Origin of the sequence: Escherichia sp. WS1450 (genome assembly GCF_046487395.1) — a bacterium.
Lineage (GTDB): Bacteria > Pseudomonadota > Gammaproteobacteria > Enterobacterales > Enterobacteriaceae > Escherichia > Escherichia coli.
Genome location: NZ_JBJQJO010000008.1, coordinates 83,504 through 97,275, shown reverse-complemented (window position 1 = coordinate 97,275; position 13,772 = coordinate 83,504). Strand labels below are relative to the sequence as shown.

Sequence of the window (13,772 nt, the reverse complement as noted above, 5' to 3'; positions counted from 1 at the left end):
TCCCGCTTATAAGATCATACGCCGTTATACGTTGTTTACGCTTTGAGGAATCCACGATGAGTGAGGCAGAAGCCCGCCCGACTAACTTTATTCGTCAGATCATCGATGAAGATCTGGCCAGTGGTAAGCACACCACAGTACACACCCGTTTCCCGCCGGAGCCGAATGGCTATCTGCATATTGGCCATGCGAAATCTATCTGCCTGAACTTCGGGATCGCCCAGGACTATAAAGGCCAGTGCAACCTGCGTTTCGACGACACTAACCCGGTAAAAGAAGATATCGAGTATGTTGAGTCGATCAAAAACGACGTAGAGTGGTTAGGTTTTCACTGGTCTGGTAACGTCCGTTACTCCTCCGATTATTTTGATCAGCTCCACGCCTATGCGATCGAACTGATCAATAAAGGCCTGGCGTACGTTGATGAACTGACACCGGAACAGATCCGCGAATACCGCGGCACCCTGACGCAGCCGGGTAAAAACAGCCCGTACCGCGACCGCAGCGTTGAAGAGAACCTGGCGCTGTTCGAAAAAATGCGTACCGGTGGTTTTGAAGAAGGTAAAGCCTGCCTGCGTGCGAAAATCGACATGGCGTCGCCATTTATCGTAATGCGCGATCCGGTGCTGTACCGCATTAAATTTGCTGAACACCACCAGACTGGCAACAAGTGGTGCATCTACCCGATGTACGACTTCACCCATTGCATCAGCGATGCGCTGGAAGGTATTACGCACTCTCTGTGTACGCTTGAGTTCCAGGACAACCGTCGCCTGTACGACTGGGTGCTGGACAACATCACCATTCCTGTTCACCCGCGCCAGTACGAATTCTCGCGCCTGAATCTGGAATACACTGTGATGTCCAAGCGTAAGCTGAACCTGCTGGTGACCGACAAGCACGTTGAAGGCTGGGATGACCCGCGTATGCCGACCATTTCCGGTCTGCGTCGTCGTGGTTACACTGCGGCTTCTATTCGTGAGTTCTGCAAACGCATCGGCGTGACCAAGCAGGACAACACCATTGAAATGGCGTCGCTGGAATCCTGCATCCGTGAAGATCTCAACGAAAACGCCCCGCGCGCAATGGCGGTTATCGATCCGGTGAAACTGGTTATCGAAAACTACCAGGGCGAAGGCGAAATGGTTACCATGCCGAACCATCCGAACAAACCGGAAATGGGGAGCCGTCAGGTGCCGTTTAGCGGTGAGATTTGGATCGACCGCGCCGATTTCCGCGAAGAAGCTAACAAGCAGTACAAGCGTCTGGTGCTGGGTAAAGAAGTGCGTCTGCGTAATGCTTACGTCATTAAGGCAGAACGCGTGGAGAAAGATGCCGAAGGCAATATCACCACCATCTTCTGTACTTATGACGCCGACACCTTAAGCAAAGATCCGGCAGATGGTCGTAAAGTGAAAGGTGTTATCCACTGGGTGAGCGCGGCACATGCGCTGCCGGTTGAAATCCGCCTGTACGATCGTCTGTTCAGCGTGCCGAACCCAGGTGCTGCGGATGATTTCCTGTCGGTGATTAACCCGGAATCGCTGGTGATCAAACAGGGCTTTGCTGAACCGTCTCTGAAAGACGCGGTAGCGGGTAAAGCATTCCAGTTTGAGCGTGAAGGTTATTTCTGCCTCGACAGCCGCCATTCTACGGCGGAAAAACCGGTATTTAACCGCACCGTTGGGCTGCGTGATACCTGGGCGAAAGTAGGCGAGTAATTTTAAGTTCTACCAGGCCGGGTGAGGCGTTTACGCCGCATCCGGCATGAAACATGCAAACAATTCAAAATGCCGCGCTCTGCGGCGTTTTTTTCTGCTTTTCTTCGCGAATTAATTCCGCTTCGCAATTTATCCATAAAATAAATTTAAAATCATAAAACATAATTAAATAAAATGTAACCGCTTTCATCTTGCTGGAATTTCACGTTTTTATTCTTCTGCAAGCCTTTCAACTGCAAACTTAAGCCTTGTAACAAAAATCATCAAAATATGTGCGGTTGCTCATGTTCTTACATTCTGGTTACAGAAAGAGATTGATAATTCGCGTCGCGAAAAATAGTCTGTTCCTGTAGTCAGCGAGACTTTTCTCAACGCTACTTTTTTAATTTTTATTTTTTTCGCTGTTCACCTTTGGTGCAGCAATTTATACGTCAAAGAGGATTAACCCATGCGTACGTTTAGTGGCAAACGTAGTACGCTGGCGCTGGCTATCGCCGGTGTTACAGCAATGTCGGGCTTTATGGCAATGCCGGAGGCTCGCGCCGAAGGATTCATCGACGATTCAACCTTAACCGGCGGTATCTATTACTGGCAGCGTGAACGCGACCGTAAAGATGTTACCGACGGCGACAAATACAAAACCAACCTTTCTCACTCCACCTGGAACGCCAACCTCGATTTTCAGTCCGGTTATGCTGCTGATATGTTCGGCCTTGATATTGCTGCGTTTACGGCGATTGAAATGGCGGAAAACGGTGACAGCTCTCACCCGAACGAAATCGCGTTTTCAAAAAGCAATAAAGCCTATGACGAAGACTGGTCCGGCGACAAAAGCGGTATAAGCCTGTATAAAGCAGCGGCCAAATTTAAATACGGTCCGGTGTGGGCGAGGGCAGGTTATATTCAGCCAACTGGTCAAACGCTGTTAGCGCCGCACTGGAGCTTTATGCCGGGTACTTATCAGGGTGCGGAAGCCGGGGCGAATTTTGATTACGGCGATGCGGGTGCGTTGAGTTTCTCCTACATGTGGACCAACGAATACAAAGCACCGTGGCATCTGGAAATGGATGAGTTTTATCAGAACGATAAAACCACCAAAGTTGATTATCTGCACTCCATCGGTGCGAAATACGACTTCAAAAATAACTTCGTACTGGAAGCAGCATTTGGTCAGGCGGAAGGGTATATCGATCAATACTTTGCCAAAGCCAGCTACAAATTTGATATCGCCGGTAGCCCGTTAACCACCAGCTACCAGTTCTACGGTACGCGCGATAAAGTTGACGATCGCAGCGTCAACGACCTTTACGACGGCACTGCCTGGCTGCAAGCGTTGACCTTTGGTTACCGGGCGGCTGATGTAGTGGATTTGCGTCTGGAAGGCACCTGGGTTAAAGCCGACGGTCAGCAGGGATACTTCCTGCAACGTATGACTCCAACCTACGCTTCCTCCAACGGTCGCCTGGATATCTGGTGGGATAACCGTTCTGACTTCAACGCCAACGGCGAAAAAGCGGTCTTCTTCGGTGCGATGTATGACCTGAAAAACTGGAATCTTCCAGGCTTCGCCATCGGCGCTTCCTACGTTTACGCATGGGATGCTAAACCCGCTACCTGGCAGAGCAATCCGGATGCGTACTACGACAAAAACCGGACTATTGAAGAGTCTGCCTACAGCCTGGATGCGGTCTACACCATTCAGGACGGTCGCGCCAAAGGCACGATGTTCAAACTGCACTTCACCGAATACGACAACCACTCCGACATCCCAAGCTGGGGCGGTGGTTACGGCAACATTTTCCAGGATGAGCGTGACGTGAAATTTATGGTAATCGCACCATTCACCATCTTCTGATGCCCGACGCGGCAGGTTTTGTGCCTGCCGCACGTTTGAGGAATTTGCTATGAAAAAACTGATTCTCATCGCCATAATGGCATCGGGGCTGGTAGCTTGTGCGCAATCAACCGCGCCACAGGAAGACAGTCGTCTGAAAGAGGCATACAGCGCCTGTATTAACACCGCGCAAGGTTCGCCGGAAAAAATTGAAGCCTGCCAGAGCGTGTTAAACGTGCTGAAGAAAGAGAAACAACATCAGCATTTTGCCGACCAGGAAAGTGTACGCGTACTGGATTATCAGCAGTGTCTGCGCGCAACGCAAACCGGTAATGACCAGGCGGTAAAAGCCGATTGTGATAAGGTCTGGCAGGAAATTCGCAGTAATAACAAATAAGTGAGAGCTGTAACTCTCGCTTTTCTTATTTCCCGTGTATAAAAAAGCCAACCCGCAGGTTGGCTTTTCTCGTTCCGGCTGGCTTATTTGCCTTCGTGCGCGTGCTCATCTTCGCGGCAATCGCCTTCGGCACAGTGACCGTAAAGATAGAGACTGTGGTTAGTCAGGCGAATGCCATGTTTTGCGGCAATTTCACGCTGACGCGCTTCGATGGAATCATCACTAAATTCGATTACCTTGCCGCAGTCGAGGCAGATCAGGTGATCGTGGTGATGTTGCTGTGTCAGTTCAAATACGGATTTACCGCCTTCAAAATTGTGGCGGGTGACGATACCAGCGTCGTCAAACTGGTTCAGTACGCGATATACCGTAGCCAGACCAATTTCTTCACCCATATCGATCAGACGTTTGTATAAATCTTCCGCACTGACGTGATGGTTGTCCGGCTCCTGAAGAACTTCCAGGATTTTCAAGCGAGGAAGCGTTACTTTCAGGCCAGCTTTCTTTAGGGCGGTATTGTTATCAGTCATGCGGAATCTGTCCTGTTACTAAGCGGTTCACTTCATTAGGAGAAGTGACAGAATTTGCTCTTGAGATAATGCGTATCATTATAGAATTGCCACGCCTAAATGAAAACCACAAGTCCCTGGCAAATATTGTTAATAAAAACGTGGCACTGCTTACATTTACAACGGCAAGGCCACTTGAACACCGGGACATTGTACAGGTACAACAGCAAAAGTTACAAATTTGTAGCAATTATTTTGATTGGCATTATCTATTAATACGGCGTAGACATGAGTCTACGCCGCATCACATCAGGCATTGAGAATTTCGTCGAGATGCAACTCTTCAGAAATCTGTTTAACCCATTTTTCTACACGTTCAGCGGTCAGTTCCGGCTGACGGTCTTCGTCGATAGCCAGACCGACAAAGTGGTCGTCATCAGCCAGACCTTTTGATGCTTCGAAATGATAGCCCGCAGTTGGCCAGTGACCAACAATGGTTGCACCGCGCGGTTCAATGATGTCGCGGATGGTGCCCAATGCGTCACAGAAGTATTCAGCGTAATCTTCCTGGTCACCACAACCAAACAGCGCAACCAGTTTGCCATTGAAATCAATCTCTTCGAGAGTCGGAAAGAAGTCATCCCAGTCACACTGCGCTTCGCCGTAATACCAGGTTGGGATGCCCAGCAGCAGAATGTCATATGCTTCCAGATCTTCTTTGCTGCTTTTTGCAATGTCATGGACATCGGCAACGTCTTTACCAAGCTGTTTTTGAATCATTTTTGCGATATTTTCGGTATTACCGGTGTCGCTGCCGAAAAAGATGCCAGTGATAGCCATGAGTGAAATAACCTCTTGAAACTTATTGAAATGGGGGTGGAAAATTGCCCACGGATAAAGGCAATCATAGCAGAACAGGCAGTCTTGCGGAATCAGCAAACGAGCAGGACTGCACACTGTGCTACATGAAAGTGGAAATTTAAACGATGCCCTGACTACGCAGCGCCGCCAGTTGCTGCATTAACATCTCTTCGATCAGTTCGCTACGGCTCATATTGCGCGATTCCGCCAGCTCGTTCAGCGCCTCGACAGCTTCCGCGTTCAGCTTCAGTTCGACACGCTTAAGGCCACGTACTTTGTCGCGTTTTAGCTGGTTGCGTTTATTAATACGCAGCTGTTCATCGCGCGAAAGCGGATTAGTTTTCGGTCGTCCCGGTCGACGCTCGTGCGCGAACAGATCTAATGTCGTACGGTCCGTTTGTTCTTTGGCCATGATTTTGGTGACTTCGGGGGAAACAATCAGCCAGGCCTCTGCCCGGATGGATAGCGCGCCATAATACATCAGCGCGATGAGTCACGCCAACGCCCGCGCGCGGAAAGCGACGCGGGCGCTGGGTTTTTAATCAGTTGCGTTAATCATTGAGATAGCGACGGATAGCGCGTAATACCGCATCCGGTTTTTCAGCATGGACCCAGTGACCCGCGCCTGCAATCACATGCGCCCGTGCCTGTGGAAATTGTGCCAGTAAATCATCGCGGTACTGCTCGCTAACATACGGAGAATTGCCGCCAGGGATAAACAGGGCAGGGTGATCCCATGCCGGGATTTTCTCCCAACCCACAATATGCGGATACTGATCCCACAATACCGGCACGTTAAAGCGCCACTCCCCATCAACAAAAGATTTCAGCAGAAACTGAATCACCCCTTCTTCATTAAGATGCTGGCGCATTATTGCTGCTGCTTGCTGGCGAGTTTGTGCGTCCGATTCACTGACTGCGTTGATGGCCGCGAAAATCTCATCATGCCGGCGAACGTGATAATTGACCGGAGCAATATCAATTGCCACCAGCTTGTCAATCCGATCGGGGGTCAGTGCAGTAAGTGCCATTACCGCTTTACCGCCCATGGAGTGACCGATAAATGTTGCTTTGTCGATCTGCAGTGCATCCAGGGTATCAACAAGATCCTGCGCCATCGCCGGGTAATTCATCACTGGATCTCTCGGTGAAAGACCGTGGTTACGCATATCAACTTGGATGATATTGTGATCGTTTACCAGATCGCGAGCCAGTACGCCAAGGTTGTCGAGACTGCCAAACAGACCATGGACAAGAACGATGGGAGAATTATTGTGCTGGTTTTGTGCAGTTTGCGCGCGGATATTCAATTTCATGGCAAAGTTCTTTTTTTCGCGTTGTCGGGTTAGGGTATTATGTTGACCATTGTGCCACAGGGCTGCAACAAATAAGGTTTATTCCGAGTTTTTCTGCAAGCCAGGCTTGACGCTATCCGCTGCCGGGATTTATTCATATACTCCTGGCGACTTGTATTCAGCTAAGACACTGCACTGGATTAAGATGAAAACGATTGAAGTTGATGATGAACTCTACAGCTATATTGCCAGCCACACTAAGCATATCGGCGAGAGCGCATCCGACATTTTACGGCGTATGTTGAAATTTTCCGCCGCATCACAGCCTGCTGCTCCGGTGACGAAAGAGGTTCGCGTTGCGTCACCTGCTATCGTCGAAGCGAAGCCGGTCAAAACGATTAAAGACAAGGTTCGCGCAATGCGTGAACTTCTGCTTTCGGATGAATACGCAGAGCAAAAGCGAGCGGTCAATCGCTTTATGCTGCTGTTGTCTACACTATATTCTCTTGACGCCCAGGCGTTTGCCGAGGCAACGGAATCGTTGCACGGTCGTACACGCGTTTACTTTGCGGCAGATGAACAAACGCTGCTGAAAAATGGTAATCAGACCAAGCCGAAACATGTGCCTGGCACGCCGTATTGGGTGATCACCAACACCAACACCGGCCGTAAATGCAGCATGATCGAACACATCATGCAGTCGATGCAATTCCCGGCGGAATTGATTGAGAAGGTTTGCGGAACTATCTAAAACGTTGCAGACAAAGGACAAAGCAATGGCAATCCACAATCGTGCAGGCCAACCTGCACAACAGAGTGATTTGATTAACGTCGCCCAACTGACGGCGCAATATTATGTACTGAAACCAGAAGCAGGGAATGCGGAGCACGCGGTGAAATTCGGTACTTCCGGTCACCGTGGCAGTGCAGCGCGCCACAGCTTTAACGAGCCGCACATTCTGGCGATCGCTCAGGCAATTGCTGAAGAACGTGCGAAAAACGGCATCACTGGCCCTTGCTATGTGGGTAAAGATACTCACGCCCTGTCCGAACCTGCATTTATTTCCGTTCTGGAAGTGCTGGCAGCGAACGGCGTAGATGTTATTGTGCAGGAAAACAATGGCTTCACCCCGACGCCTGCCGTTTCCAATACCATCCTGGTTCACAATAAAAAAGGTGGCCCACTGGCAGACGGTATCGTGATTACACCGTCCCATAACCCGCCGGAAGATGGTGGTATCAAGTACAACCCGCCAAATGGTGGCCCGGCTGATACCAACGTCACTAAAGTGGTGGAAGATCGTGCCAACGCACTGCTGGCCGATGGCCTGAAAGGCGTGAAGCGTATCTCCCTCGACGAAGCGATGGCATCCGGTCATGTGAAAGAGCAGGATCTGGTGCAGCCGTTCGTGGAAGGGCTGGCCGATATCGTTGATATGGCGGCGATTCAGAAAGCGGGCCTGACGCTTGGCGTTGATCCGCTGGGCGGTTCCGGTATCGAATACTGGAAGCGTATTGGCGAGTATTACAATCTCAACCTGACCATCGTTAACGATCAGGTCGATCAAACCTTCCGCTTTATGCACCTAGATAAAGACGGTGCGATCCGTATGGACTGCTCCTCCGAGTGTGCGATGGCGGGTCTGCTGGCACTGCGTGATAAGTTCGATCTGGCGTTTGCTAATGACCCGGATTATGACCGTCACGGTATCGTCACTCCGGCAGGTTTGATGAATCCGAACCACTACCTGGCGGTGGCGATCAACTACCTGTTCCAGCATCGTCCGCAGTGGGGCAAAGATGTTGCTGTCGGTAAAACGCTGGTTTCTTCTGCGATGATCGACCGTGTGGTCAATGACTTGGGCCGTAAGCTGGTAGAAGTCCCGGTAGGTTTCAAATGGTTTGTTGATGGTCTGTTCGACGGCAGCTTCGGCTTTGGCGGCGAAGAGAGCGCAGGGGCTTCCTTCCTGCGTTTCGACGGCACGCCGTGGTCCACCGACAAAGACGGCATCATCATGTGTCTGCTGGCGGCGGAAATCACCGCTGTCACCGGTAAGAATCCGCAGGAACACTACAACGAACTGGCAAAACGCTTTGGTGCGCCGAGCTACAACCGTTTGCAGGCAGCTGCAACTTCCGCACAAAAAGCGGCGTTGTCTAAGCTGTCTCCGGAAATGGTGAGCGCCAGCACCCTGGCAGGTGACCCGATCACTGCGCGCCTGACTGCGGCACCGGGCAATGGTGCTTCTATCGGCGGTCTGAAAGTGATGACTGACAACGGCTGGTTCGCCGCGCGTCCGTCAGGCACGGAAGACGCGTACAAGATTTATTGCGAAAGCTTCCTCGGGGAAGAACATCGCAAGCAGATTGAGAAAGAAGCGGTTGAGATTGTTAGCGAAGTTCTGAAAAACGCGTAAACACATTAAATAAGAAAAAGGGCGGTCGGAAGATCGCCCTTTTTTACTTATGATTGCCTGATGCGCTACGCTTATCAGGCCTGCGAGGATGGTGCAATATATTGAATTTGCGCTATTTTGTAGGCCGGATAAGGCGTTCACGCCGCATCCGGCATGAACAACGAGCACTTTGCCAACAAACTGAATAGCTCAAGGGAATTCAAAATGAAGACCAAAAGGAGTCTGGTCGTCAGAGTGGCATTAATTACCGCCACACTACTGCTGACAGCATGCGCCCAACCTGAACAATCATCATTAGCTGGTGACTGGTTACTGACCCCTAAAGATAAAACCAGAGGATTAACGGGTAGCATTGCGGTAAATATTGCGCCTTCCCGGTGTAAGACAAATTGCCGTGGCGATAACTTACCTGATAATACCCGCCGCTGGCAGTTGTCAGGCGGGAACGAAAAAGAACTTACTTATCTTCACGATATGTCACCACAAGAAAAGAGCAGTTTAAATCGTGGCTGGCAGTGCTACACCTCATTTTTTATGCGGGTTTGCCAGGGCAAGCCTGGCACTCGACCGATTGTTAAAGAGGATTATGTCAGCGAAAGCGGATTTTTTGGCTCGATGATGCATGTCGGGATTATTGAGTTGCGACGCTGCCAGTCAGAAAAATGCCAGCAAGAGTTGAAACAGATAAATACGCATTAAACATATCGCGATGAGTGCCATGCCTGATGCGACGCTGACGCGTCTTATCATGCCTACGGGACGATGTGTAGGCCGGATAAGGCGTTCACGCCGCATCCGGCAATTCAGACCCTAAAGCATAAACCGATACCCAATACCGGTTTCAGTAATGAAGTGGCGGGGGCGGGCGGGATCCTGTTCCAGTTTTTGTCGCAGATGTCCCATATAAATACGCAAATAATGACTGTGTTCGACCGCGTTTGGCCCCCACACCTGGTTAAGGAGCTGGCGCTGGGTGAGCACTTTCCCGGCGTTATTCAGCAGCACCGCCAGCAGGCGGAACTCAATCGGGGTGAGATGCACCTCTTCCTCACCGCGATGGATCACGCGGGCGGCTAAATCGACGGTAACATCGGAAAATTTCACCAGCGGATCGGGCGCAGCGTTGGCGGAGTGGCGGCGTAGAGCGACGCGCAGACGGGCCTGCAATTCGCCAATACCAAATGGCTTACTCAGGTAATCATCCGCTCCGGCATCCAGCGCGGCGATTTTATCGCTCTCTTCGCTACGTGCGGAAAGCACAATCACCGGCACCGCGCTCCACTGGCGCAGGTCGCGGATAAACTCAATCCCATCACCATCGGGCAGGCCGAGATCGAGAATAATCAAATCTGGCTTACGGGTTGCCGCTTCCAGCAAGCCGCGTTGCAGCGTTTCGGCCTCAAAGACGCGCATCCTATCGCCCTCCAGCGCCGTGCGCAGAAAGCGACGAATAGCCTGTTCATCTTCAACAATCAGAACGTTTGTCACATATCCTCATGAAATTCTTCAAGTTCAGGGGCAGTTTGCTGGGGAAGTGTAACACGAAAACAGGCACCACCTTCCGGTCGGTTGAACGCGGTAATGGTGCCGCCGTGTACATCCACAATCGCCCGACAAATTGCCAGCCCAAGCCCGACACCCGGCACCGCCGACTCTTTATTCCCGCGAGCAAACTTATCAAATATCGTCTGCTCCTGGCCTGGCGGAAGACCGGGGCCGTTATCCCAGACATCCAGTTGTAGATTTTCGCCCTCAACGTGGGCATCGATACCAATTTCGGCCTGCGCACCCGCGTATTTCACCGCGTTCTCCAGCAGATTAATCAGCACCCGTTCAAACAGTGGCCCGTCAACGTGGATTAAGGTCAGCGGTTCTGGCAGAGAAAGATTGATGGGCGACGATAAACCCGGTTCCAGCATTTGCAGCGCGCTGCCGACCACTTCTTCCAGCGTTAACCACTCTTTCTTCAAATTAAAGCCGCCGGACTGAATTCGCGCCATATCCAGTAGATTATTCACCAGTCGGGTAGTGTTCAGCACATGCTGGCGAATCTCGCTGGCCTGGCGGGCGTGGGGTGATCCTTCGCTTGCCAGATCGAGCGTTAAGATTTCTGCCTGACCGAACAGCACCGTAAGCGGCGTGCGTAAATCATGCGAAAGCGCCGCCAGCAGAGCGTTGCGGATCTGTTCACGTTCGCTTGCCATCCGCGCCTGTTCTTCGCTGGCGGTCAGCGTCAGTCGCTCAAGCGCATTGGCGACTAACAGCGTAAATGTCTCCAACAGGCGCTGTTGTTCCGGGATCATCAACTGACGCAGATTCCCCGGTTCTACCACCACCAGTCCGTAGGTTTTCTCGCCGCTTTTTAACGGCAAAATCTGGTACGGTACGCCGGGTAACGTGTCGGTGCCCGCGCCCGCAGGCAGGCCTTTATCAAAACTCCACTGCGCGATGGCATCGTCCCACGGCGTCATTCCTTGCGGATGTGTTAACGGCTGCAATTTACCGTTGTCATCGGGTAACAACACCTGACTGCGGGCATGAAACGTGGAGGCAATAAATTGTTCGCTGGTGGCGGCGATGTCCTGCGGACTGCGGCCCACAGCCAGAGCTTTCGACATTTCATATAAGTGCCGTGTGCGTTGCTCGCGGTAACGGGCTACCCGCGCCTGATAACGCACACCCGCAGTAAGGTTCCCGATCACCAGCCCGACGGTTAACATCACCGCGAAGGTCAGCAGATATTGCACATCAGAGACGGCGAGCGTGCCGCGTGGGGCGATAAAAAAGAGATCGAAACTCACCACATTAATGATGGTGGCAACCACCGAAGGCCAGCGTCCGTAAAATAGTGCCACCACCACCACGCCAAGCAGATACAGCATCACCAGGTTGGCGGCATCAAACGCCATCAGCCACTGCATGGCAATTAAGGTGATAACGGCGCATAACGCGGCGGCAACCACGCATCCCTGAATCTGTACCCGCCACTTGTCTTTAAAAGAGCGGCTATCCGGCGCGTTGTTAATCGTGCGGGCGGGTGGTTCATCAAGCGCGACCAGCACCTGATCGAGATCGGGGGCGATGCGCGCCAGTCGGTCAGCAAACGTTTCCCGACGCCACCAGCGGCGCGAGGCCGGGCGACCGAGAATAATCTTGCCGAGATTATGTTCACGGGCATAACGCACTACCGCTTTCTCTTCCGCTGGATCAGAAAGTGTTGCCGTCTCTGCGCCCAGCTCCTGTGCCAGACGTAAGGCGCTGAGAATTGCCCGACGTTTTTTCTCCGGTAAGCGGTGCAGGGCAGGGGTTTCAACATACACCGCGTGCCAGACGCTACCCAGCCGTGACGCCAGCCGCGCCGCCGCGCGGACCAGTTTTTCGCTGCCGGTGTTATGCCCGATGCATAAAAGGATCGCGTCGCGCGTGTGCCAGACTTTCTCTTCGCCAGGATGCCCCCGCCAGGCGCGCATTTGCTCATCAACGCGATCGGCAGTACGGCGCAGTGCCAGTTCGCGCAGGGCGATCAGATTGCCTTTGCGAAAAAAATGTTCAATGGCGCGTTCCGCCTGCCCGGCAATATAGACTTTGCCTTCTTTCAGCCGTTGACGCAGATCGTCCGGGGGCAAGTCCACCAGCACCACGTCGTCGGCGGCATCGAAAAAAGGATCGGGCACGGTTTCCCGTACCTGAATTCCGGTGACGCCGCTGACCACATCATTCAGACTTTCCAGATGCTGAACGTTGACGGTTGTGAAAACATCAATGCCAGCTTCCAGCAGCTCTTCGATGTCCTGCCAGCGTTTAGGATGACGAGAACCAGGCGCATTACTGTGCGCCAGTTCGTCCATTAAGATCAGCGCCGGACGGCGGGCGAGGGCGGCATCGAGATCAAACTCGCTGATGTGCCGCCCACGGTACGCCTGGCGTTTGGGCGGCAGAACAGCCAGCCCTTCCAGCATCGCGGCGGTATCTTTCCGCCCGTGGGTTTCAACCACGCCAACCACAATATCCAGCCCTTGCGCCCGCAGTCGCTGGGCCTCTGCCAGCATCGCCCAGGTCTTCCCGACGCCTGCGCAGGCACCGAAGAAAACTTTCAGCTTCCCCCGATGCGGCGCGGCAGTTTGTTCCAGCAGACGATCGGGGTCGGGACGTAAGGGTTCGTTATTCATCAAGCTTATCCAGCGCCAGATTGAGTTCGACAATGTTGACGACCGGCTGGCCGATATATTTCACCAGCGGTTGTTGGCTGTATTTTGCGATCAGTTGCGTGAGCTGTTCAACGCTGAGATTACGCGCTTTCGCCACGCGTGGGATCTGCCAGGCTGCCGCTTGCGGGGTGATGTTATTGTCCAGCCCGCTTGCCGATGCCGTCACCAGTTCAACCGGAACGTTCGCGCTGGCATCAGGGTTAGCGGCCCGTAATGCAGCAACGCGTGCGGCTATTAGTTTATCCAGCTCAGGGTTACTGACCGCCAGATTGCTCCCGCCAGAAGCCTGTGGATTATAGGGCATTTCTGCCGTTGCCGACGGGCGACCATGAAAATAGCCGTTGCCGGTAAAATTCTGCCCGATTAATGCCGAACCGCGCACCGTATCACCTTCACGGATCAACGAACCGTTGGCCTGCCAGGGAAACCACCATTGCCCCAGCGCGGTGGTTAGCAGCGGGTAAACGCCGCCAGTAATCAATAACAGAAAGATAAATGTCGATAATGCCGGACGTAATCCACGCATGGTA

14 protein-coding genes are annotated in these 13,772 nt (G+C 52.4%); 6 read left to right on the top strand and 8 right to left on the bottom strand.

Annotated features, from left to right (window positions below):
• The first annotated feature begins 56 nt into the window (after positions 1 to 56).
• From glnS to chiQ, 3 genes are all read left to right on the top strand, one after another.
• A complete protein-coding gene (gene glnS, locus ACJHYR_RS11990) occupies positions 57 to 1,721 on the top strand; it encodes a glutamine--tRNA ligase (protein WP_001287164.1) in 1,665 nt (554 codons plus the stop codon).
• 448 nt (positions 1,722 to 2,169) lie between these two features.
• Positions 2,170 to 3,576 (top strand): chitoporin ChiP, encoded by a 1,407-nt coding sequence (chiP, locus tag ACJHYR_RS11985; protein WP_001258828.1) that lies wholly within the window; start codon positions 2,170 to 2,172, stop codon positions 3,574 to 3,576.
• 49 nt (positions 3,577 to 3,625) lie between these two features.
• Complete coding sequence (gene chiQ / locus ACJHYR_RS11980) at positions 3,626 to 3,952, top strand: ChiQ/YbfN family lipoprotein (protein ID WP_000733572.1); 327 nt, start codon at positions 3,626 to 3,628, stop codon at positions 3,950 to 3,952.
• Between the two features lie 83 nt (positions 3,953 to 4,035).
• Here the strand turns inward: chiQ and fur are convergent, their stop codons facing one another.
• The 5 genes from fur to ybfF form a co-directional block, all read right to left on the bottom strand.
• A complete protein-coding gene (gene fur / locus ACJHYR_RS11975; RefSeq protein WP_000131702.1) occupies positions 4,036 to 4,482 on the bottom strand; it encodes a ferric iron uptake transcriptional regulator in 447 nt (148 codons plus the stop codon).
• Positions 4,475 to 4,561: a fur leader peptide gene (gene uof / locus ACJHYR_RS11970; protein ID WP_001695552.1), complete on the bottom strand. Its 87-nt coding sequence runs from the start codon at positions 4,559 to 4,561 to the stop codon at positions 4,475 to 4,477. The genes fur and uof overlap by 8 nt, the downstream gene beginning before the upstream one ends.
• Before the next feature lie 209 nt (positions 4,562 to 4,770).
• On the bottom strand, positions 4,771 to 5,301 hold the full coding sequence (fldA, locus tag ACJHYR_RS11965; protein ID WP_001018618.1) for a flavodoxin FldA: 531 nt from the start codon (positions 5,299 to 5,301) through the stop codon (positions 4,771 to 4,773).
• A 139-nt stretch (positions 5,302 to 5,440) separates the two neighbouring features.
• Entirely contained in the window at positions 5,441 to 5,734 is a 294-nt protein-coding gene (gene ybfE / locus ACJHYR_RS11960) for a LexA regulated protein (protein WP_001300829.1), read from the bottom strand.
• 139 nt (positions 5,735 to 5,873) lie between these two features.
• Positions 5,874 to 6,638 carry an esterase gene (gene ybfF / locus ACJHYR_RS11955; protein ID WP_001589886.1) on the bottom strand — a complete coding sequence of 255 codons (765 nt, stop codon included), beginning with the start codon at positions 6,636 to 6,638 and terminating at the stop codon, positions 5,874 to 5,876.
• Positions 6,639 to 6,822: 184 nt separating this feature from the next.
• Between ybfF and seqA the strand changes: the two genes are divergently transcribed.
• The 3 genes from seqA (at position 6,823) to ACJHYR_RS11940 (ending at position 9,733) form a co-directional block, all read left to right on the top strand.
• Positions 6,823 to 7,368, top strand: coding sequence for a replication initiation negative regulator SeqA (gene seqA, locus ACJHYR_RS11950; RefSeq protein ID WP_000848387.1), 546 nt, complete (start codon positions 6,823 to 6,825; stop codon positions 7,366 to 7,368).
• 25 nt (positions 7,369 to 7,393) lie between these two features.
• The gene (gene pgm / locus ACJHYR_RS11945) at positions 7,394 to 9,034 is read left to right on the top strand and encodes a phosphoglucomutase (alpha-D-glucose-1,6-bisphosphate-dependent) (RefSeq protein WP_058905371.1); all 1,641 of its coding nucleotides are present in this window, start codon (positions 7,394 to 7,396) and stop codon (positions 9,032 to 9,034) included.
• A gap of 204 nt (positions 9,035 to 9,238) precedes the next feature.
• Positions 9,239 to 9,733, top strand: coding sequence for a hypothetical protein (locus ACJHYR_RS11940; RefSeq protein WP_000851057.1), 495 nt, complete (start codon positions 9,239 to 9,241; stop codon positions 9,731 to 9,733).
• 111 nt (positions 9,734 to 9,844) lie between these two features.
• Here ACJHYR_RS11940 and kdpE read toward each other — a convergent pair whose 3' ends face one another.
• From kdpE to kdpC, 3 genes are read right to left on the bottom strand one after another with little or no spacing between them, the layout of a single operon-like run.
• Positions 9,845 to 10,522: a two-component system response regulator KdpE gene (gene kdpE, locus ACJHYR_RS11935; RefSeq protein WP_001586806.1), complete on the bottom strand. Its 678-nt coding sequence runs from the start codon at positions 10,520 to 10,522 to the stop codon at positions 9,845 to 9,847.
• A complete protein-coding gene (gene kdpD / locus ACJHYR_RS11930) occupies positions 10,519 to 13,203 on the bottom strand; it encodes a two-component system sensor histidine kinase KdpD (protein WP_001586807.1) in 2,685 nt (894 codons plus the stop codon). The genes kdpE and kdpD overlap by 4 nt, the downstream gene beginning before the upstream one ends.
• Positions 13,196 to 13,768, bottom strand: coding sequence for a K(+)-transporting ATPase subunit C (gene kdpC / locus ACJHYR_RS11925; RefSeq protein WP_001309344.1), 573 nt, complete (start codon positions 13,766 to 13,768; stop codon positions 13,196 to 13,198). The genes kdpD and kdpC overlap by 8 nt, the downstream gene beginning before the upstream one ends.
• Positions 13,769 to 13,772: the final 4 nt, after the last annotated feature.